This is a genomic window from Tomitella cavernea, assembly GCF_016599145.1.
Lineage (GTDB): Bacteria > Actinomycetota > Actinomycetes > Mycobacteriales > Mycobacteriaceae > Tomitella > Tomitella cavernae.
In genome coordinates this window covers 229,536-250,334 of record NZ_JAENKO010000001.1, presented here as the reverse complement: position 1 = coordinate 250,334, position 20,799 = coordinate 229,536, and the positions used below count along the sequence as shown (strand labels likewise).

General features: G+C 70.5%; 17 protein-coding genes and 1 pseudogene. 11 read left to right on the top strand and 7 right to left on the bottom strand.

Annotation, left to right across the window (positions count from 1 at the left end; genetic code table 11):
* Positions 1-46: 46 nt before the first annotated feature.
* The 6 genes from JJ683_RS01280 (at position 47) to JJ683_RS01255 (ending at position 7,092) form a co-directional block, all read left to right on the top strand.
* On the top strand, positions 47-985 hold the full coding sequence (locus tag JJ683_RS01280) for a hypothetical protein (protein WP_200170845.1): 939 nt from the start codon (positions 47-49) through the stop codon (positions 983-985).
* Positions 986-1,521: 536 nt separating this feature from the next.
* Positions 1,522-1,731: a hypothetical protein gene (locus JJ683_RS01275; protein WP_200170844.1), complete on the top strand. Its 210-nt coding sequence runs from the start codon at positions 1,522-1,524 to the stop codon at positions 1,729-1,731.
* Between the two features lie 62 nt (positions 1,732-1,793).
* A complete protein-coding gene (locus tag JJ683_RS01270; protein ID WP_200170843.1) occupies positions 1,794-2,465 on the top strand; it encodes a hypothetical protein in 672 nt (223 codons plus the stop codon).
* A 50-nt stretch (positions 2,466-2,515) separates the two neighbouring features.
* Complete coding sequence (locus JJ683_RS01265; RefSeq protein WP_200170842.1) at positions 2,516-2,755, top strand: FitA-like ribbon-helix-helix domain-containing protein; 240 nt, start codon at positions 2,516-2,518, stop codon at positions 2,753-2,755.
* 304 nt (positions 2,756-3,059) lie between these two features.
* The gene (locus tag JJ683_RS01260) at positions 3,060-6,446 is read left to right on the top strand and encodes a DEAD/DEAH box helicase family protein (RefSeq protein WP_200170841.1); all 3,387 of its coding nucleotides are present in this window, start codon (positions 3,060-3,062) and stop codon (positions 6,444-6,446) included.
* Positions 6,447-6,555: 109 nt separating this feature from the next.
* On the top strand, positions 6,556-7,092 hold the full coding sequence (locus JJ683_RS01255; protein ID WP_200170840.1) for a DUF6338 family protein: 537 nt from the start codon (positions 6,556-6,558) through the stop codon (positions 7,090-7,092).
* A gap of 422 nt (positions 7,093-7,514) precedes the next feature.
* Here the strand turns inward: JJ683_RS01255 and JJ683_RS01250 are convergent, their stop codons facing one another.
* On the bottom strand, positions 7,515-8,135 hold the full coding sequence (locus tag JJ683_RS01250; protein WP_200170839.1) for a hypothetical protein: 621 nt from the start codon (positions 8,133-8,135) through the stop codon (positions 7,515-7,517).
* A gap of 152 nt (positions 8,136-8,287) precedes the next feature.
* On the opposite strand from JJ683_RS01250, the pseudogene JJ683_RS19545 reads away from it, so the two are divergent.
* Both JJ683_RS19545 and JJ683_RS01240 read left to right on the top strand, forming a co-directional pair.
* A pseudogene (locus JJ683_RS19545) lies at positions 8,288-8,353 on the top strand (hypothetical protein); the annotation flags it as partial.
* Between the two features lie 158 nt (positions 8,354-8,511).
* The gene (locus tag JJ683_RS01240) at positions 8,512-8,904 is read left to right on the top strand and encodes a type II toxin-antitoxin system VapC family toxin (RefSeq protein ID WP_200170895.1); all 393 of its coding nucleotides are present in this window, start codon (positions 8,512-8,514) and stop codon (positions 8,902-8,904) included.
* 39 nt (positions 8,905-8,943) lie between these two features.
* Here the strand turns inward: JJ683_RS01240 and JJ683_RS01235 are convergent, their stop codons facing one another.
* Positions 8,944-9,798, bottom strand: a complete 855-nt coding sequence (locus tag JJ683_RS01235; RefSeq protein ID WP_200170838.1) for a crotonase/enoyl-CoA hydratase family protein — start codon at positions 9,796-9,798, stop codon at positions 8,944-8,946.
* 155 nt (positions 9,799-9,953) lie between these two features.
* On the opposite strand from JJ683_RS01235, the gene JJ683_RS01230 reads away from it, so the two are divergent.
* Both JJ683_RS01230 and JJ683_RS01225 read left to right on the top strand, forming a co-directional pair.
* Entirely contained in the window at positions 9,954-11,588 is a 1,635-nt protein-coding gene (locus JJ683_RS01230; protein WP_200170837.1) for an acyl-CoA synthetase, read from the top strand.
* Between the two features lie 8 nt (positions 11,589-11,596).
* Complete coding sequence (locus JJ683_RS01225) at positions 11,597-12,721, top strand: NAD(P)H-dependent flavin oxidoreductase (RefSeq protein WP_200170836.1); 1,125 nt, start codon at positions 11,597-11,599, stop codon at positions 12,719-12,721.
* 145 nt (positions 12,722-12,866) lie between these two features.
* Here the strand turns inward: JJ683_RS01225 and JJ683_RS19540 are convergent, their stop codons facing one another.
* The 4 genes from JJ683_RS19540 to JJ683_RS01205 all read right to left on the bottom strand — a co-directional run bounded on the left by JJ683_RS19540 (position 12,867) and on the right by JJ683_RS01205 (position 18,674).
* Positions 12,867-13,799: an endonuclease domain-containing protein gene (locus tag JJ683_RS19540; protein WP_200170835.1), complete on the bottom strand. Its 933-nt coding sequence runs from the start codon at positions 13,797-13,799 to the stop codon at positions 12,867-12,869.
* Between the two features lie 161 nt (positions 13,800-13,960).
* Positions 13,961-16,699, bottom strand: a complete 2,739-nt coding sequence (locus JJ683_RS01215) for a multicopper oxidase domain-containing protein (protein WP_200170834.1) — start codon at positions 16,697-16,699, stop codon at positions 13,961-13,963.
* Positions 16,696-17,859: a DUF8744 domain-containing protein gene (locus tag JJ683_RS01210; RefSeq protein ID WP_307810617.1), complete on the bottom strand. Its 1,164-nt coding sequence runs from the start codon at positions 17,857-17,859 to the stop codon at positions 16,696-16,698. The genes JJ683_RS01215 and JJ683_RS01210 overlap by 4 nt, the downstream gene beginning before the upstream one ends.
* On the bottom strand, positions 17,856-18,674 hold the full coding sequence (locus JJ683_RS01205; protein ID WP_307810616.1) for a helix-turn-helix transcriptional regulator: 819 nt from the start codon (positions 18,672-18,674) through the stop codon (positions 17,856-17,858). Before JJ683_RS01205 ends, JJ683_RS01210 begins: the two co-directional genes overlap by 4 nt.
* 77 nt (positions 18,675-18,751) lie before the next feature.
* On the opposite strand from JJ683_RS01205, the gene JJ683_RS01200 reads away from it, so the two are divergent.
* Entirely contained in the window at positions 18,752-19,534 is a 783-nt protein-coding gene (locus tag JJ683_RS01200; RefSeq protein ID WP_200170833.1) for a DUF2249 domain-containing protein, read from the top strand.
* An 80-nt stretch (positions 19,535-19,614) separates the two neighbouring features.
* On the opposite strand, the gene JJ683_RS01195 is transcribed toward JJ683_RS01200, so the two are convergent.
* Positions 19,615-20,757 (bottom strand): acyl-CoA dehydrogenase family protein, encoded by a 1,143-nt coding sequence (locus tag JJ683_RS01195; protein WP_200170832.1) that lies wholly within the window; start codon positions 20,755-20,757, stop codon positions 19,615-19,617.
* Positions 20,758-20,799 lie beyond the last annotated feature (42 nt).

Sequence of the window (20,799 nt, the reverse complement as noted above, 5' to 3'; positions counted from 1 at the left end):
GCGGCGATCGTCGCCAAGGCAGCAGTTACGACAAGGGGGAGGGGTTATGAGCACCACCGACGAGGAGCCGGACGAGCGCAAGGGGCTCGACGCTCTATGGGAATCCGCCCTTGCACACGGCCGCGCGCCGCTTTCCGCCGACCTGCTCCAATTCGTGCGCGGGATGCCGTCCATCGCGCCCTACAACGCCGCCCTGATCGGTGTCCAGCGCCCCGGCAGCAGATTCGTGCTCACAGCGCGGGCCTGGCGCAAGAGGTTCGGACGACGGGTCGCCCCCGGAGCCAATCCGCTGGTGATCCTCAAGCCCTTCGGCCCGGTGCAGTTCGTCTATGACGTAGCCGACGTCGAAGGCGAACCGCTGCCCGACGAGATCATCAGCCCCTTTGCCGCCAGCGGTCCAGTCACCGAGGACGGGTTCGCGCGGTTCACCCGCGCACTGCCCTCCGCCGGCATCGCCTACGCGGAATCGCAGCACGGACCCGCCTCCGCGGGCGCGCTCGCGCGGCTAGGGACGCCCCGTCGGCGGCGGGTGGGCGATACAGACACGGAGCTGGCCTACGAGATGGTGGTCAACCGCGCTCTTGACGTCAACGCGAAGTTCGCGACAGTCGCCCACGAGCTCGGCCACCTGTATTGCGGCCATCTCGGAGCCGTCGCGCCACCCGTCACGGTCGACCGCCGCGGCATCCGGACCCGCCCCAAGGACGTGGTCAAGGACAGGTCTCACCTGGGGCATGCCGCCATGGAATACGAGGCCGAGAGCGTCTCGTGGCTCGTGTGCGGGCGGGTGGGTGTCGATACCCCGTCAGCGGAGTATCTCGGCGGGCTGCCGCAGGACGGTTCGGAATCGAAGGTGTCGCTCGAGGCGATCCTGGGTGCCGTGCACCGGGTGGAATCGCTGGGCGGGGGAGCGGAGAAGCTCGGTGCGATGATCCGTGTGGACGCCCCGGCTCTGTTTTCGGCACTGGCCACCGAGGTTCGGTGAAAGCATAGAGCCGGTTCTGTTATCAATCGCTGTGGGCGGCATGAACGAGCCGTTGGTAGCGCACAATCCGGTGGGAGAGTGAGTCCCCTGTGGTGGTGTGAATCGGGTCCTGGATCGTTCGGCGTATCGAAGCCGGAGGTGCAGTGGCCGCCGCGTGATGTTCTGTGCGCGAACCGCTGGACCTGGCGTGATCATCCTCGACACCAATGTGCTGTCCGAGCCGCTGCGCCGCTCACCGGACGCGAACATGGTCCGGTGACTCGATGCGCAGTCGGTGGCGGCCGCGTCACGTGCTGCGGGGGCTGCCGTCAGCGACGTGGACCCGATGATCGCCGCCGTCGCCGTAACTCGGTCCGCCTCGTCCGCCACACGGGACACCGCGCCGTTCCTGGCCGGCGGCATTCCGCATCGAGAGCGGGGAGCCGCTCGAGTTTTTGTCGGTGCCGTGCGGCAGAGTGGACCCGTTGGACTCGCCGGAATGTGTGCATGCTCGGTGACCGTGAGGCAGACTTGAGCCGTAGCCAGGGAGGCATGAGATGACCACCGCCACACCTTCGCGACGCATGGTGCGGACGCTCACCATGGACGAGGCCCACGCCGAGATCACGAAGCTTCTCGATGAGGCTGGCATGACGCGCGAGGAGCTGCAGCGTCTGGGCGACGAGTGGGAGCTCGACGCCGGTCATCGCGGGATCCTGTCCGAGATCGAGGGGCTGGAGTTTCTTCTCGACCGCGCAGCGCGTTGAGCCGTTCACTCGAACAGCAGGCTCAAGGTTTCGCAGAGAATCTCACACGGACCGTGCAGGCCGTGGTGGGCGACGATTGTCCCAGGTTCTGCGCCTCCACACTAGAAGGCGGCGACGCGTGCGTTGTGCGGCAAGAACCGCGCGACGGCGTCATTCTGCAGATCAACGGCGCTCCTGCGTTCAGGCTGGAAGTCGAGTTCACCTGCGTCCTTGACGGACATGCCGACTATCTGGCCGTGCAGAAGTCGTCGATCAAGGTGTTCGTGGCTCCCGCGGGCAAGCAGCCGCTGTTTCGGTACGAGTACGAACGGACAGTCAGGTCGGCCATTGCCGGGGCCCACATCCAGTTCCACGGTCAGCATCCGGAGCTGGAATCCGCAATGCAGAACACGGGGAGCAGTACCACTCGCTCGCGAAGACGGGCGGACGGGAAGAAGCCGATGGAGCTCAGCGCGCTTCACTTCCCCGTTGGCGGCCCCCGGTTCCGGCCGTGCCTCGAGGACGTCATGGAGATGCTCATCGACGAGTTCGGGGTTCAACCCGTCGGTTCCATCAGCGCCGCGAGGGCGACACTGGCTTCCGGCAGGGAAACCTGGCGGCGAAAGCAAGTTGCGACGGTGGTTCGTGACGCGCCGGATGTGGCGGTTCAGGCGCTGAAGAAGCTCGGGTTCCACGTTGAGCCTCCTGCAGGAGGTCATCCGCCAGGGAAGTCCGTTGTACTGCAGTCGCTCTGACTCTGCGGCGGATAGGATGGCTGTCGATGGGGAATTCATGGGAGGCGCGAATGTCCGCCATCACGATCCGAGACCTGTCTGCAGAGACGCACCGCGCGCTCAAAGCTCGCGCCGCATTGCATAATCGAAGCACAGAGGCGGAGGTGCGTGCGATTCTGGATGCGGCAGTGCTGCCCGAGGACCGTGTCCGGCTCGGCAGCCTCCTCGCGGGAATCGGCGGCGAGGTGGGTGGTGCGGATCTGGACAGCGAGCGGGATCGTTCCGCGCGCGAACCGGTGGACCTGGCGTGATCATCCGCGACGCCATTGTGCAGTCGGAGCCGCTGCTTCGCTCACCCGACGCGACGTGGTCCGATGGCTCGATGCGCAGTCGGTGAGGGCCGTGTCACGTGCTGCGGGGGCTGCCGTCGGCGACCTGGACGCGATGATCGCAGCCATCGCCGTCACACGGTCCGCCTCGATCGCCACCCGGGACACCGCGCCGTTCCTGGCTGCCGGCATTCCGGTGACCGATCCGTTTGTCGCTGTGGATTGATAGATTCCGGACGAGGCTCGGGAACAGTCCCGACGGACGGAATCCAGTGGAGGTCACGGCGTGGGCAACTTCGACTTCCTCGCCGCGCCGTGGCCCGCGATCCACGAGGATTGCGCCCGCGCCGAGTCGTACCTGACCACCGACCCGCGGTCCGCCTGCATCTACAGCCGCCGTGCCGCGGAACTCCTCGTCGGATACCTGTACGACCTGCGCGGACTCGCCGCGCCCTACAAGGACGACCTGGCGGCCCGCATCAACCAGCCGGAGTTCAAGGCGCTCACCGGCAACGGCATCAACCAGAAGCTCAACCTGCTCCGCAAACTCGGCAACACGGCCGTGCACGCGGAGACGCCCATACCGCCCCGCGCCGCCGCGCACGCGCTCACCGAGCTGCACCACGTGATGGTGTGGGCAGCGTTTCGAAACACCACCGACCCGCAGTCGGTGCCCACCGGATCGCGGTTCGACCCCGCGCTCGCGGCGCGCTCCGCGCCGCTGAGCCGCGCGCAGGCCGCCGCCCTCGTCGCCGAATTCCGGGCCCGCGACGAGGCGCACGCGCAGGCGCTCGCCGCCAAGGACGAGACTCTGGCCGCGCACGAGGCCGAGATCGCGCGCCTGCGTGGCCAGATCGAGGCCGCTCAGGCCGCCGCCACCGCGGCGGACGACCACGACTATTCCGAGGCGGACACCCGCGACGCCTTCATCGACGTGCTCCTGCGCGAGGCCGGCTGGCCGCTGACGGGGCCCGACGACCTGGAGTACCCCGTCACCGGCATGCCCAATGGCGCCGGCGTCGGCTACGTCGACTATGTGCTGTGGGGCGAGGACGGGCTACCGCTGGCCGTGGTCGAGGCCAAACGCACCCGTACGAGCCCGATGGTCGGCCAGCAGCAGGCCAAGCTGTACGCGGACTGCCTTGAAGACAAGTTCGGACGCCGGCCCATCGTCTTCTGCACCAACGGCTACGAGCACTGGCTGTGGGACGACGCGGCCGGGTACCCGCCGCGCGAGGTCCAGGGCTTCTACACCCGCGACGAGCTCGAGCTGCTCATCCAGCGCCGCACCACGCGTCGGCTGCTCGCGGAGGCCGCCGTCGACTCGGCGATCGCCGGCCGGCCGTACCAGGTGCGCGCCATCAAGGCCGTCGGCGACGTCTTCGACCGCAAACAACGTGAGGCGCTGCTGGTGATGGCCACCGGCGCGGGAAAGACCCGCACGGTCATCGCGCTGGTGGATCAGTTGATGAAGGCGCACTGGGCCAAGCGTGTGCTGTTCCTGGCCGACCGCACCGCCCTGGTGAACCAGGCCGTGGGCGCCTTCAAAGCGCATCTACCGGCGGCGACCACCGTGAATCTGCTGACCGACAAGAACGCCGAGGGGCGCGTCTACGCGTCCACCTACCCGACGATGATGGGGCTCATCAACGACGCCGGGGAATCCGGCCGCCGATTCGGCGTCGGCCACTTCGACCTCGTCGTCATCGACGAGGCGCACCGTTCCGTCTACGCCAAGTACGGGGCCATCTTCGACTACTTCGACGCGATGCTGGTGGGCCTCACCGCCACTCCCAAGGACGAGGTCGACCACAACACCTACCGTCTGTTCCACCTGGAAGACGGCGTGCCCACCGACTCCTACGGGCTCGACGAGGCCGTGCGGGACGGCTGGCTGGTGCCGCCGAAGGGGGTGTCCGTCGGAACGAAGTTCCTGCGCGGCGGTATCCGCTACGACGACCTCTCCGCCGAGGAGAGGGACCAGTGGGACGCTCTCGACTGGGGCGAGGACGACCCGCCGGACGAGGTCGGCGCCGAGGAGATCAACCGGTTCCTGTTCAACGAGGACACCGTCGACAAGGTCCTCGGCACGCTGATGGCCGACGGCATCACGGTCGATGACGGCGAACGTCTGGGCAAATCGATCATCTTCGCGAAGAACCAGGACCATGCCGACTTCATCGCCCGGCGCTTCGACATCGGCTGGCCCCAGTACGGCGGGCACTTCGCCCGCGTCATCACGCACGCCACGCCGTACGCGCAGAGCCTCATCGACGACTTCTCCGTGCCGGACAAGCCCCCGCACATCGCGATCAGCGTCGACATGCTCGACACGGGCATCGACGTGCCGGAGATCGTCAACCTCGTCTTCTTCAAAGCCGTCCGGTCCAAGTCCAAGTTCTGGCAGATGATCGGCCGGGGCACCCGGCTGCGGCCGGACCTGTTCGGGCCCGGGCGCGACAAGACGCACTTCTCCGTGTTCGACTTCTGCGGCAACCTCGAGTACTTCGGCCAGGACCTGCCCGGGGCCGAAGGATCACTGCAGAAGTCGATGACCCAGCGGATCTACGAGACCCGGCTGGGCCTGGTCACCGCCCTCGACAGCGGGCCGGACGCAGACGTCGACGGCCGCGACCTGCGCGCCGCCGCGGCGCAGTGGCTGCACGAACAGGTCGCCGGCATGACACTCGACAACGTGCTGGTGCGCCCGCACCGCCGCGCCGTGGAGCGCTTCGCCGAGCCCGCGGCCTGGAACGCCCTCACCGAGTCCGACGCCGCGGACGCCGCCACGCTCGCGGGCCTGCCCAGCGCGGCCACGCACTCCGACCCACTGCACAAGGACGTCGACGCCAAGCGGTTCGACCTGCTCATGCTGCGCCGGCAACTCGCGCAGCTGCAGGGCGACGCCGCGACGTGCGAGCGGGTGCGTGAAACGGTGCAGGCCATCGCCGCCGACCTTCTGGGCCGCACCGCCATCCCCACGGTGGCGGAACAGGCCGTGCTGCTGGAGTCCGTCGCCGGGGACGAGTGGTGGACCGACGTCACGCTGGCGATGCTCGAGACGGCGCGTCTGCGCATCCGCGGACTGGCCCGGTTCGTCCAGCGCACCCGGCGTGCGCCGGTGTACACCGACTTCGAAGACGCGCTCGGTGAGGCTGCCGCGGTGGACCTGCCGCACATCACCCCCGGCACCGACCGCGAGAGGTTCCGCGCCAAGGCCGTCGCCTATCTGCGCCGCCACGAGGACAACATCGTCCTGCAACGCTTGCGCCGCAACAAGCAGCTCACCGGCGACGACCTGGACGCGCTCGAGGCGATGCTGCGCGAGTCGGGCTCGCAGCGAGCCGACATCGTCTGGGCCACCGAGAGCAGCGGCGGGCTGGGCCTGTTCGTCCGGTCGCTCGTGGGCCTCGACAGGGCCGCGGCGGTGGAAGCGTTCGCCGACTACCTCGACGACGCCCGCTTCAACGTCGCCCAGATCCGGTTCGTCGAGCTCATCATCGACGAACTCACCGCCAACGGGGTGGTCGAGCCGTCGCGACTGTTCGAATCGCCCTACACCGACCACGCACCCACGGGACCTGACGACGTCTTCACCAGCACCGACGTCGACGGCATCGTCTCGGTGCTCGGCCGCATCAGGGCGCGCGCCGAGGCGGTGGGCGCGGCCTGAGCGCCCCTCATACCCCGCAGTAGCAGGTGTACCCGTACCGCTCGCTGCACCAGAAAAACCCTGGTCGCGGTCGGCGTTAGTTGTCGGACCGCCGGGGCACTATGTGGTCGTGCCCACTACGATCAACGCACTCGTGATCCTCGTCGTCTCGGTGTTGCCGGGCATCCTGTTCACGCTGGGGTATGAACGCGAGTACACACGTATCGCGTCCATCGGCTTCCACGAGCGAGCAGCGATCTTCGTAGGCATGTCGGCGCTTTTCGGCGTGGTCTCGCTCCCGGCGATCTACCAGGGGTACCGCGTATACGTGCACACCGGGGAAGTGCGCAATGGAGCGCCGTTGCCCTGGTGGCTGTGGTTCGTCGTCATCGGATACGTGTTCGTTCCGTTGGCTGCCGGCTTCGGAATGGGGGTGGCGGCAAGTCGGCAGTCGAGATTGGCGCGGCCCCTCACCGGGCCGCATCCGCACCCACGCGCCTGGGACGCGCTCTTCCAAGGGGCTCATACCGGGGGGTACCTCAAGCTGTTGCTCAAAGACCCTGCGCTCGAGAACAGGTGGGTGATGGGCGCCTGGGCGTTGAAGCCTCGGAACGGCGGTCGGGGAGCGCGATCGGGAAGTTACGCGGCCGCGTACCCGTACGAGTAAGATCTCTACCTCTCCGAGACCTACCTGATCGACGCTGATGGCATTCACTGGGAGGATGAAGGCAACCCAGGTGTTCCCATTCCACGCGGAAACGCGCTCCTGATCAGGTGGGATGAGGTCCTGTACGCTGAGTTCATCGAAGCATGAGGAGCAGCCATGGCGTCGACGCACACTGCGAAGCCCAAGAGGGCTCGCGGCACACGTGCGGGCGGGGGGAACTTCGGCTACACCCCCGGCAAGGCATTGGACGAACTGCGTCCTATCCCGTCGTCTGTCCGCTCACACACGCGCTCCACGCAGCCCGATGGTGAAGCGCACGAGCGGTCGAGCAAAGGCGGATCGGAGCCCTGCTCCACCCGGTGACCGCAGCCTCAGCGGCATGCGCGAGGCTGACTGGAGCAGGCCGCGTGCCTACGCGCCCCTCACGCCCCGCAGTAGCGGGTGTAGCCGTACCTGTCGCTGCACCAGAAGAAGCCCTGGTCGCGGTCGCCCATGTCCTCGCCAGGCCGCACAAAGTGCAGGGCGGTGACCTCCCCGTCGGGCCGCATCAGCGCGCCGGTGAACGTGTACCCCTGCGTCAGATCGCCGAGCCCGCCGCCTGTGGATTCGAGCTGGTCGACCAGGGTGACGGTGATCGTGTCTCCCGCCGGGTCCCAGTGCACCGACCACGTCTCACCGGTGCAGCAGCCGCTGAACAGCGAGATCATGCCGGTGCCGTCGGCGGCGAGATCCATCGAGCGGGTGTGTCCGGCCCACTCGCCGGCGACGGCCGCGGCGATGCCCGAGCCGCTGCTGGGCGTGGTGGCCGGGGCGGCGACCGTGGAGCTCGTGGTGGTGGGCACGGTGGTGACCGCTGGGGGAGCGATGCTCGTCGTCGCGCTGGTGTCAGCTGACGTGGAGGAGACGGTGGTGACGGCGGGCGCGGGCGTGGTGGTGACAGCGGGAAGCGCGTCGCCGCCGGTGGACGACGAGCACGCGGCCAGAGCCAGTGCGGCGGCGGCGAGCACCGTTGAGAGGCGTGCACCACGATGAAGTGCCGTCATGTGCTGAGGTTAACGCCGATGGACACTGTCCACCGGGCGATGGCGCCCGTGCATGCAGGCCACGAACGGCAGTCGTGTAGCACTTCTGGTGCTACCGTGGGTGTGTGAAGGTCATCGGCGTGCGTGAACTGCGGTAGTACGCGTCGCGATACATCGCCGAGGTGGCAGCGGGGGAGGAGATCACGGTGACCAACCGGGGGCGGGTAGTGGCGAGGATCGTGCCGGTGTCGGGGGCGGAGCAGGTTCGGGCCGACATGATCAAGTCGGGCACGGTGATACCGGCGCGTGCGGCGGGCGGAATCGCGGAGATCGGGCTCGAGGAGCTGCCCCGCGCCGATATGCCCGCCGTCCTCGAAGAGGAGCGTGCCGACCGGTCATCCACCTCGACACCTCGGCATTGGTCAAGCTCGTGGTGTTCGAGCCGGAAACGGAGGCCCTGTTCGCGTGGTTGCGCGACCGGCGGAAGATCCCGCCGGCATCGAGTTCCCTGGCGCGGGTGGAACTCATGCGTACGGCCCGGCGCATGGCAGTGCCCAGGCTGATCGACCGGACATCGAGTGTGCTTGCAGCGATGGACACGATGCCGATCTCCGACAAGGTCATCGACGGTGCGTGCTCACTCGGGCAGTCGGCGTTGCGTTCATTGGACGCGATTCATCTGGCATCGGCGCTGCAGCTGGCCGGAGCGCTCACAGCTTTCGTGGCGTATGACCTGCGCTTGCCCGACGCCGCGGAATCCGTGGGGCTCGAGGTGGCCGCACCGGCCTGACGGTGCGATCGGCGGCCGGCACCCAGCGGAAAGGGGCCGCTAGCGGCCCGTGAACTCCGGCTTCTGCTTCTGCGCGAACGCCCGCGGCCCGATCTTCGCATCGTCGCTGCGGAACACCGCGACGCCGATCTTCGACTCGATGCGGAACGCGTCCTCCTCGTGCATTCCCTCGGTCTCGCGGAGGGTGCGCAGGATCGCTTGCACCGCGACGGGGCCATTGCCGGCGATGGTCTCCGCCAGCTTGAGGGCCTTGTCCAGCGCGGCGCCGTCGTCCACCACGTAGCCGATCAGCCCGTACTCGCGGGCCTCGTCGGCGTTGATGAGCCGCCCGGTGAGCAGCAGGTCCGCGGCGAGGGTGTACGGGATCTGGCGGGCCAGGCGCACCGCCGAGCCGCCCAGCGGGAACAAACCCCACTTGGCTTCCGCGACGCCGAACCGGGCGCTGCGCCCGGCCACGCGGATGTCGGTGCCCTGCAGGATCTCGGTGCCCCCGGCCACGGCCGCCCCCTCGACGGCCGCGATCAGGGGTTTGGTCAGCCGGCGGCCCTTGAGCAGGGCCGGCAGCCGCGTGACGTCCAGACCGCCCGAGGACGAGGACCCTGCGCCCCCGCCTTCCTCGTGGCCTGAGCGCATCGACTCGCCGGGGGGAGTGCTGTTCATCGCTTTGAGGTCCATGCCCGCGCAGAACGCGCCGCCCGCCCCGGTGAGGATCGCGACGCGGATGTCCGGGTCCTCGTCGACGAGGTCCCACGCGGCCTGCATCGTCGCCATCATGTCCGCGGACAGCGCGTTGCGGGCCTCGGGGCGGTGCATGGTGACGATGAGCGTGTGTCCGCGCTTGTCGACCAGGCAGTGCTCGCTGCTGATGTCCATCCGTTCTGCGGTGTCGGTCATCTGTCCTCCGGGTCGGTGCTGCGGATGGTGATGGGCGCCCCGCGACTCCCGCGAAACCAGGGTCGTGTGTGGCGCACGGCGGCATCGCTGCTGCTCGTGACGTGGATCTCGGAAAGCTCTTGCCTTGAACCGTAACACGTTCTAGTTTGGGTCGTGTGGCCCTGAATATCGCTGACCTCATCGAGCACTGTGTAGACCTCGTGCCGGATCGGATCGCCATCGAGTCCGGCGACCGCAGCCGCACCTACGCGCAGATGGACGAGCGCGCCAACCGGCTCGCGCACCATCTCATCGCGCAGGGTGTGCGGCCGGGCGACCGCGTCGGGCTCTACAGCCGGAACACCATCGAATGCATCGAAGCCATGATCGCCATCTTCAAGGCGCGCGCGGTCATGGTGAACGTGAACTTCCGGTACGTGGAGAAGGAGCTCACCCACATTCTCGACGACTCCGATGCGGTGGCGCTGATCTACGAGCGCCAGTACTCGGACAAGGTCGCAGCGATCCTGCCGGGCCTGCCGAAGATCACCGCCACGGTGGTCATCGAGGACGGCACGGACGCCCAGTACGGCGCCCATGGCGCCGCGCTGTACGAGGACGCACTGGCCGCGCAGCCGGGCGAGCGGAACTTCGGCGAGCGTTCCGGCGACGACCTCTACTTCCTCTACACCGGCGGCACCACCGGCATGCCCAAGGGTGTGATGTGGCGCCAGGAGGACGTGTGGCGTGTGCTCGGCGGCGGCATCAACTTCGTCACCGGCGAGTACGTGGCCGACGAGTGGCAGCTGGCCAACGAGGGCGCCGGCAACCCGCAGATGGTGCGCTACCCCATCCCGCCGTTCATTCACGGCGGATCGCAGTGGGCGGTGTTCCAGAGCCTGTTCACCGCGGGCAAGGCCGTCGTCTACCCGGAGTTCGACGGCGACTTCGCCTGGCAGGTCATCGAGAAGCACGGGGTCAACGTGTTGTTCATCGTCGGTGACGCGATGGCCCGGCCCATGATCGACGGGCTGCTGTCCGGCAAGCACGACACCTCCACGCTCTACGCCATCGCCTCGAGCGCCGCGTTGTTCTCGCCGTCGGTCAAGCGCCAGTACCTGGACGCGCTGCCGAACACCGTGCTCACCGACTCGATCGGGTCATCGGAGACGGGGTTCTCCGGCATGGGCCTGATCACCAAGGACACGAAGCTGGACTCGGGTCCGCGCGTGAAGATCGACGAGTCCACGAAAGTTCTCGGCGAGGACGGCGAACCGGTCGAGCCGGGCTCGGGCCAGGTGGGCCTGCTCGCTCGGTGCGGCATCCTGCCAATCGGCTACCACAAGGACGAGGCGAAGACGGCCAAGACGTTCCAGACGATCAACGGCGTCCGTTACTCGATCCCCGGCGACTACGCGACCGTCGACGCCGACGGCACCGTGACGATGCTGGGCCGCGGCTCGGTGTCGATCAACACCGGCGGCGAGAAGGTCTTCCCCGAGGAGGTTGAGGGCGCGCTCAAGGCGCACCCGGACGTCTTCGACGCGCTCGTGGTCGGCATCCCCGACGACAGGATGGGCAGCGCCGTCGCCGCGGTGGTCGCCGTGCGCGACGACGCGGTGCCGAGCTTCGACTCGGTCGACGCCGCCGCTCGCGAGCACATCGCCGGGTACAAGACGCCGCGCGCGCTGTGGTTCGTCGACGAGATCAAGCGTTCGCCCGCCGGCAAGCCCGACTACAAGTGGGCCGCATCCATCACCGAATCCCGCCCCGCAGACGCCCGCAAGGCCGCTGCGGCCACCAACTCCTGAGGACACACATGCGCACCCCTCTCTGCGAGAAGCTCGGCATCGAACGGCCGGTCTTCGGCTTCACCCCTTCCGAGCACGTCGCCGCCGCCATCAGCCGGGCGGGCGGCCTGGGCGTTCTCGGCTGCGTCCGGTTCAACGACCCCGACGAGCTCGAGGCCACGCTCGCCTGGATGGACGAGAACACCGACGGCAAGCCGTACGGCGTCGACGTGGTCATGCCGGCGAAGGTGCCCACCGAGGGCGGGCAGACCGACCTCGAGTCGATGATCCCGCCGGAGCACCGCGCCTTCGTCGACCGCACCCTCGACGACCTGGGCGTGCCGCCGCTGGACACGTCCGACGAGCACGCGGCGGGCGTGCTCGGCTGGCTGCACTCGGTGGCCCGCGCGCAGGTGGACGTCGCGCTGAAGCACCGCCCGGCCCTCATCGCCAACGCGCTCGGCTCGCCGCCGGCCGACATCATCGGCGAGGCCCACGAGCACGGCGTCCCGGTCGCGGCCCTCGCCGGCGCGGTGTCGCACGCGCTGCACCACGTGGACAGCGGCGTGGACATCGTCATCGCCCAGGGCTACGAGGCGGGCGGGCACACCGGGGAGATCGCGTCGATGGTCCTCGTCCCCGAGATCGTCGACGCGGTGCAGGCCGCCGCGGGCGACCGGGTCTCGGTGCTCGCGGCGGGCGGCATCGGCAGCGGGCGGCAGATCGCGGCGGCGCTGGCGCTCGGCGCGTCGGGCGTGTGGATGGGCTCGTACTGGCTCACCGCCGCCGAATACAAGCTGGGCAGCGCATCGGGGGAGGGGCCGTCGACGATCCAGCGTGCGTTGCTCTCCGCCACGTCATCGGACACGGTGCGCAGCCGCATCTACTCGGGCAAGCCGGCCCGGCTGCTCAAGACCAAATGGACCGAGGCGTGGGCCGCGCCCGGCGCGCCGGACCCGCTGCCGATGCCGTTGCAGAACATCCTGGTCAGCGAGGCCCACCAGCGGATCTCCGCCGCGGACGACCCGGATGTGGTGGCGATGCCCGCCGGGCAGATAGTCGGCCGGATGAACGAGATCCGCCCGGTGGCCGAAAGTATGGAACAGCTCGTCGGCGACTACGAGCAGGCCGTCGCACGGCTCGCGTCGCTGTAGCCAGAGGTGGGCCCGGGTGCGGCGCCCCCGCGCGCCGGGACAGGGGGCCGGGCCCCGGCGTCGCCATCGCGCACCTCCGCGCTCGGTACGTTCTTCGGTGCGACCCGGTCCGATTGCACCGAGGAACGTACCGAGCGGCAGGGCGTCAGGTGGCCTCGCCCGGGTCCGTCGCGGGTGGCACCCACGGGTGCGTCGGCGACGGCCACTGATCCACCGGCGCGCCGGACCGCCAGAGCGCATCGCGGATCAGCCGCATCGTCGCACCCCGCTCGTCCGGGTCGAGCGTCCCGTTCTTGACGCGGATGACCTGCCAACCGTGGTCCTGCAGCGTATTCCAGCGCGCGCAGTCGCGGTCGAACTGGCTGCCGGCGCGATGCCCGTCGCCCTCGTACTCCACGATCACCCGCCACCGCGGCCACAGCATGTCGACACGTCCGATCGCCGCACCGTCCGATCGCAGGACGTACTTCTGGGTGTCCGGCCGGGGGAGCCCGTCACGGATGATCGCCAGCCGCGTGCGCGTCTCCTGCGGCGATTCACCGCCCTCGTCGGAGAGCTCGATGGCCTCGCGCAGCCGTCGGATGTGTGCGCTCCCCGGATGTCTGCGCGCGTAATCGGCAAGTTGCTGCTTGCTCACGCGCTTCGTCTGGTACATCGCGTCGAGAACGGCCACGGCGTCGTCGAGCTCCAGCCGCCGGCCCAGGTCGAAGGCGGTGCGCACGGGCGTGGTCAGCGCGATGCCGTGCCGGACGGTGACGTCGCACTCCGTCAGCACGTCGCGGTACACGTCCACTCCTTCGGGCGCGGGCAGGCGGCGCGGGCAATTGCACGCAGCGGGCCTGTCGGCGTCGATCCACTTCGTGCCCCACAGCACGGCCGCCGAGAATCCCGCGAGCACCGCCCGGCCCCGGAGCCACAGCGCCAGGGCTCTCGCCTGGCGCGCGGCGGTGTACTCGACGTCTCTGCGCAGGTGGATGCCGGGCATGAGCCTGCGGCATCGGGTGCGCACGCGATGATCCGTGATGCGTTTGGCGGCTATGGCGTCCTTGGCCCGAAAAGGTTCTGTCGGTTCCCCCACACCGCGAGCATGGCATCCACGGGCCCCTGCAACGTCGATCCGCGGGGCAGCCTGTGGATAACTCGGGCCCGTGCGCGTCGCCGCTCGGTGCGCTTTTCGGTGAACTGCGACGGGGAATCACCGAAGAACGTACCGAGCGCGGGGTCAGCCGGCCGGCAGGCTCAGTCCGTCACCCGGATGATGCCGTGCGCGCCGCGCTCGGCATCCACCATCGCATGGTCGACGAACGGGTAGTGCCCGGCCTCGGGGAAGACGAGCTCGACGAAGCCGCCCTGTGCAGGTCCCAGGTCCAGGGCCTGACTGCCGCCCTGCGAGGAATTCCCCGGGCGCAGCAGGTAGGCGCCCTCCTTCCACACGGTGTCGAACTGCCCGCCGATCACGTGGAACGTGGTGCCGTCGTTGGGCCCGGCGGCCAGCACCCAGATCCGTACCCGCTCGCCCACCTTCGCGGTGAGCGGGTCGTGGTCGTACTGGTTCGGGTAACCGTTGAACACCACGAGGTCGGGCCTCTCCGCGTTGATCTTCGCCTGGTCCGCGATGCCGCCGTCGGCGCCCAGGTACTCCTCGGACTGGACCAGCACGTATTCCCTGTCCACCGGGGGCAGGTCCGGCGGGTCGATGATGACCGCGCCGAACATGCCGTTGGCGATGTGCAGCGACATCGGCATCGTGGAGCAGTGGTATAGCCAGATGCCGGACTTCGTCGCGGTGAACGTGTAGGTCAGCGATTCGCCCGGCGCGATGCTGCGCATCGGGCGGTCGGGGGCCAGGCTGCCCGCGTGGAAGTCGATCGAGTGGTCCATGGTGGCGTCGTTGCGGAGCGTGATCTCGAACGTGTCGCCCACCTTGCCGCGCAGCACGGGCCCGGGCACGGTGCCGGCCTGCCCGTCGATGCCGTACGGCCACAGCGTCTGCGTGAATCCGGGCGCCACCTCGATCTTCTCGTCAGTGACGTCCAAGGTGAGCTTGTGCACCGTCTCATCCGACGCGGGGGCGAGCGCGGCGTCGCGTGCCTGGAAGCCGGGGCCCGGGTCGGCGAGCAGATCCGGCAGCGAGGGCACGGCCGAGAGGCCGCCCTTCGCGGACCGCTCATGGTCCATCATCCCACCGTGCACCATGCCTGACCGCGCGGCCGGGCCGGTTCCGGAATCCGTTCCGCCCCCGTCGGCTCCCTCCCCGTCCGCTCGGTCCCCGCCTACGGCGTCGATGCGCAGCACCATGCCCATCTGCCGGTGGCCGGCGATGTCGCACCACCCGTCGACGTCCCCGTCGATGACGCCCGCGTCGATCCGCGCCGATTGCCCCACCGCCAGCCGCGGCGAGCGCGCACCGTTGGCGAGTACGAGGTCGTGGCGCTGGTCGCCGGTGTTCGTCAGTTCGATGACCAGCTTGTCGCCGCGCGGGACCTCGATCGGGGTGCCGGCGCCGAGGGTGCGGCCGTCGGCGTCGACGAACCGCATGCCCTGCACATGCAGCGACACCGTCGTCGTCTCGCCGGTCGACTGCGCGGCAGGACCCGCGGCCTGCGCGGCCGCGCCGGAGTCGAAGCCCGCCGCGGCGGGGTCCACCGCGACCCCGGCCGCCGCGACCAGCACCGCCACGCCGAGGCCGGCGAGCGCGTGACCGAGACGCCGGCCCTTGTAAGGGTCGACGCGCGCACCGCGATCGGGCGGGGTCATCGGACCGTTCCCGACCTTGCGCGCCACCAGCCACGCGCGCGCCAGGAGCAGGACGAACACGGCGAGCCCGGCGACCACGACGATCCACGAGAACTGCTGCACCCGGGGCGGCGTCGGCAGCACGGCGAGCAGCAGCGCCGCGTTGACCATGGCGATCCGGGCGACGGCGAGGGTGTCGAGGACTTTCGTCGCCTGCTGCGTGGCCGACGGCCGCGAGCCGAGGACCACCGGCATGAGGTATGAGAGTGCGCCCAGCAGCACCTGCGCGAGGAACCCGGCGACGAGGGCCGGGACGACGTCGCGCAGGGCGTTCTCGGCCGACGACCACGCCGCGGGGCCTCCGTGCGAGGCGGCCACCGCCAGGCCCGCCGTCAGAGCGACGAGGGATCCGGCCAGCCAGGCGGCCCCGGCGAGCACCGACAGCGGGGGGAAGTGGATCGGCTTCTTGCGGCGCGCCTCGTCGACGTGCGGCCACAGCACGTATCCAACGGCGACGGTATAGGCGGCGACGCCGGCGGCGGCGAGCCAGGCGAGCCCGCCCAGCGCCCCGCCTACGGCGACGGTGAGCGCCGCGACGAGGGCGGGCAGGCCCCGTTTGGCCGCGTCTTCCACACCGGAGCCGATGCGGGTGCGCAGTATCGTCGCCCAGAGCGTGACGAGAGTGCCGAGGACGGTGAGGCCGATCCACCCGAGCACGTTGAGCATCGCGTGCGCGACGATGAACCGGGAATACCAGTCGCCCGGCAGCCGGCCCCAGGCCATCGCGGCGCCCAGCCCCGCGCCGACGGGCAGCATCAGCCCGGCGGCGGCGTAGAAGCGGACCATCGGCCCGAAGCGCGAGGGCAATGCGTGCCGCAGCCGGTGGGCCATGGCGGCCCCGTGCCACAGGGCCACGACGCCCACCAGGATTGCGCCGGCCGCGGTGACGGGCCAGGCGTCGGCGAGGACGCCGGCGACGACGGTGACGGCACCGGCGTTGAGCCCGGCCAACCTGGTGGTCTGGGTGCGCCGGCCCTGGTCGCGACCCAGCTTGAGCATGGCCTCGGTGAAGTACCAGCTCCAGATGAGGATGGCGTTGGTGGCCGCACCCAGGCCCAGCAGGTGCACGAGCAGCCACGGCGACTGCGGGATCTGCTCGTGGGCCGCGGCCACGACGACGAGCGCGACCAGCCACGCGGCCACCACCGAACCGGTGCGCAGATGCCAAGTGCTCAGCTTCACGGTGTCGCCGCCTTCTGGTGATCGGCCCCCGGGTCGGCGTCGTCCGAAGCAGGTGTGCGGGACCGCATGCCGGGCCGGGAACCGCGCAGCGCGGAGCCCACGGCCACCACGACGAAGGCCAGCAACGCGACGATGTTGAGCACCCCGCCCCACTGGAGCAGCCCGTCGACGCCGCGGGCGTCGCCGCCGACGATGCGCAGGGCCAGCGACGCGTGCAGCAGGACCGCCGGAGCGTACATGACCGGGTGGTAGGGGAGCGGGCGGCGCAGAACCGCGGGGAAGATGATCGGCGCGTGCGCCATGATCATCGAGATCACGAAGCCCAGCAGCACGGCGTGCGTGGACGCGTCGTAGAGCGGGCCTGAGCGCACGGGCCCGGCGATGATCCAGATCAGCGCGGTCACGGTGAGCCAGGCGTACCCCGCGAGCAGGCAGGCGGCCGAGAACCGCGGTAGCCCGGTGGCCCGGACGGTCTTGACAGCGATGTCGTAGCGCAGCAGCCAGGCGACGAGAGCGGCGAGCGCGAGCCCCAGCAGCGGGTAGCCGGCCTCGGGCCAGAGCAGCGCGGCGAGCGTGCCGACGACGACGGCGCCGGCGATGCCCAGAGCGATCGGTTGCGCACGCGGATCGGTGAGCGCCACGTGCGCCAACTCCAGTCGCTCGCCGGCGATGGTCAGGACGAGGAACCCCACCAGCCACGGCAGCAACCATGGGACGTCGACGCCGCCGAGCCATAGCCCGGTGCCGCCCAGAGCGAGAGCGCCGCCGGCCGCCTGCACCAGCACCGCGGGCTGCGTATTGCGGCGCCACAGCGGGATGTAGACGGCGACGAGTGCGGCGGTACCGATGACGAAGAGCCCCGCCCCTGCGTCGCGGGGCGCCGGGGTCAACAGCAGGATGCCGCCGGCGCCGAGCGCGGCGGGCGCCAGGAAGCCCCACGCGCGGCCGAGCGCCACCGCGCGTTCGAGGGCGACGACCGTGCCGACGAAGCCGAGGGCCATGAGGACCCCGTGCAGCGAAATGAGCGACAGGTCCCGGACCGGGGCGCCCACCCCCAGCAGCAGAAGCGCGGCGTCGAGCCCGGCGAGCAAGGCGATGCCGCCGGGGGCCAGCAACAGCAGACGGATCCGCCGGGTCGCCAGGAGGCCGGTGGCGTTCACGCCCGGTCCCGCGGTGCGCCCGCGGGGGCGGTCCCGCCACAGCCCGTGTCGCCACAGTTGCCGGGCGCGCCTTGCTCGCCGCGGGAGCGGACGGGGGTGATCTCCAGTCGGCACGCGTCCGGCTCGGCGAAGGCGGTGAGGGTGCTCGCATCCGGGTCGCCGCCGAACTCGGCGAGCGCGCCGCGCACGATTCCGCGATGCACCGTGCACACCACGTCCGGGTAGGTGCGTGCGGCGTCGATGAGCGGGCACTGGCGCAGCGAGACGCCGTCGCCGCGGAGCGTTGGGGCGAAGCCGAGCTCGGTGAGCAGTTGCACGAGTCGCTCCTCGGGGGTGCCGGATCCGCGGTGCTCCCGGGCGAGGTTGCGGCCCCATTCGACGCCCGCGGCGAGCCCATCGCGCTCCACGTCCGAACTGACGCGCCGCAGTATCGACGCCAGCGACATCGCGAGCCCGGCGTAGTCGCGCAGCCGCGGGTCGGCATGCGGGGTGTCCACGCCGGCATGGACCTGGGCGGTGTAGATCCACGCGGGGCGGCCGCGGCCCTGCGGTGCCGACCGGCCGCGTTCGACGAAACCGGCCGCGGCCAGCGCGTCGAGATGTTCGCGCAGGGTGTTGGCGTGCAGGCCGGATTCCTGGGCGAGTTCGGCGATGCGCGCACCGTCGGGGTGGCGCCGTAGTCGGTCCAGGACGGCGGCGCGCTGGTCGGACAGGTGGGCGACGGGCGGGGGGGCGGAGCGGGGCCCGCGGTGACGGGCGGCGGCGCCGCGGCCGGGCACGCCGGCGCACCCGTCCGGAGCGGCGTTATTAATCACGGAATCCACTGTAGTAAATTGTCGGGCGGGAGGCCACAATGGCCTTGGAACCCGTACGGCGAGAGGACCCGAACACGATGACGACCAACGACGTGGTCATGGCGACCAGCGCAGACGATGCCCGCGCGGTGGACGGGCTGCGCGTGCAGCATGCGGAGATCATCGGTCGGCTCGCCGGAGTGGCCGATGCGCTGCGTGGCGCCGCGGGGTCGGCCGGGCCGGAGTTCGACCAGGCGTTCCTGGCGGCCCGTGAGTTCCTCGGCGGCGGCCTGAGCGGATACATCGACGCGGCGGACGCGTCGGTCTACCCGGCGGCCCGCTCGGCGGCGGCGACGCGCCTGCTCGCCGAGGCGCATCGCGTGTGCGCGCCGGGGATCCACGATCAGATCCGCAGGCTGGTCGACGCCACCGAGCGTCCCGAGGCGATCGCCGCCGCGGACTCGGCGGCTGCGCTGGTGCGTGCGCGCCTGACGGTGGAGGACGAGGTGCTGCTGCCGGCACTCGCGGGGGAGCGGGACGTGGACCTGGCCGCCCTGGCGGAGCGGCTTCCGGACCCGTTCGCGGGCAGCACCCCGCCTGCGGCGGGCGGGGCCGGCGGGCACGTCGGCTGCGCGTGCGGCGAACACGACGAGCCCGAGGCGCCCGAGCTCGATGTGCGTGAGATCCCGCATGCGATCCGGCATGCGACGGTTTTCGGTGCCTTCGACGCGGTTCCCGCGGGCGGTTCCATGGTGCTCATCGCTCCGCACGACCCGGTCCCGCTGCTGCACCAGCTCAGTGAGCGGGCACAGGGGCGTCTCAAGGTGTCCTACGAGGAGCGGGGTCCAGAGGCCTGGCGCCTGCGCCTGGCGCGGATCTGATCGACCCCTGGGGCCGGGGCCGACCGCCATCGGCCCCGCGCCGGCTCTGCTCTCATCCGGCGCCGCCGGAATCGGCGGTGTCAGCCTGCGAGCCGCGCGCCGATCCGGGTCAGTTGCGCGGTGGCCGACCCCAGGCGGAACTCCCCGGTCTTCGCGGCGAGGAAGTAGCGGTGCACCGGGTGGTCCCGGTCGAGCCCCACGCCGCCGTGCACGTGGACGGTCGTGTGCGCGACGCGATGACCGGCGTCCGCAGCCCAGAACTTGGCGATGCGCACGGCGTCGTCCGCGTCGAGCCCCTCGGACAGCCGCCAGGCCGCCTGCTCGAAGGTGAGCCGTGCGGCCTTGACGTCGATGAACGCGTCCGCCAACCGTTGCGCCACGGCCTGGAAGCTGCCGATGGGGCGGTCGAACTGCTCGCGTTCCCGCGCGTATTCGGCCGTCAGCTCGAGGGAGCGTTCGAGGACGCCGAACTGCTGCGCGCACAGCCCCACGGTGCCGCGCTGGAGCACGTGTGCGAGCACGGCCCGTCCGTCGGCGCCGGGCTCCGGACCGTCCGCCGCGCCCAGCCTTGCGGCGTCGGGCACCCGGACGTCGTCCAGTCCGACGGCGGCCGCGCTGCCGCAGTCCGTCGTGTCCTGACGGGAGGTCCGCACCTCCGCCGCGGGCACGACGAAGACGCCGACCGCCCCCAGGCGCGGGTCCGCGCCGACGAGCGTGGCCGGGACGAGCATCGCCGCGCACTCGTCGGCGTAGGGCACGGCGGTCTTGCCGCCGCTGAGCACCCAGTGCCCGCCGTCTGCGGTCTGAGTGGCGGTGGTCGCGGGTGCGGACGGGTCCGCAGTGAGGGGCTCTTCGAGCGCCGCGGTGAGGATCACCTCGCCGTCGGCGGCGCGGCGGGCCAGGTCCACCTGGGCCGGCGAGCCGAACGTCGCCAGGGCGTCCGCCGCCATGACGATCGACGGGAGATACGGGACGCCCGCGAGTGCGCGACCCAGCTCGCGCAGCACCGCGGTCTGCTCGAGGGTCGAGTAGCCGCCGCCGGCCGGGGCGGGCACCGCCGCGGAGAGGACCCCCGCGTCGGCGAGGGCGGCGTACAGCTCCGCATCGACGCGGCCCGGCACCGCGTCGAGTTCCTGCTGGCGGTCGGCGGTGGCGAGCTTGTCGCAGATGTCGCGGGTGAGGCCGGCGAGGTCGCCCTGTGCCTCCGTGCGGGTGAAGTCCATGTGTGATCCCTGTGGTCGGGCGCCGGGGGCGGCGCCAGGTGG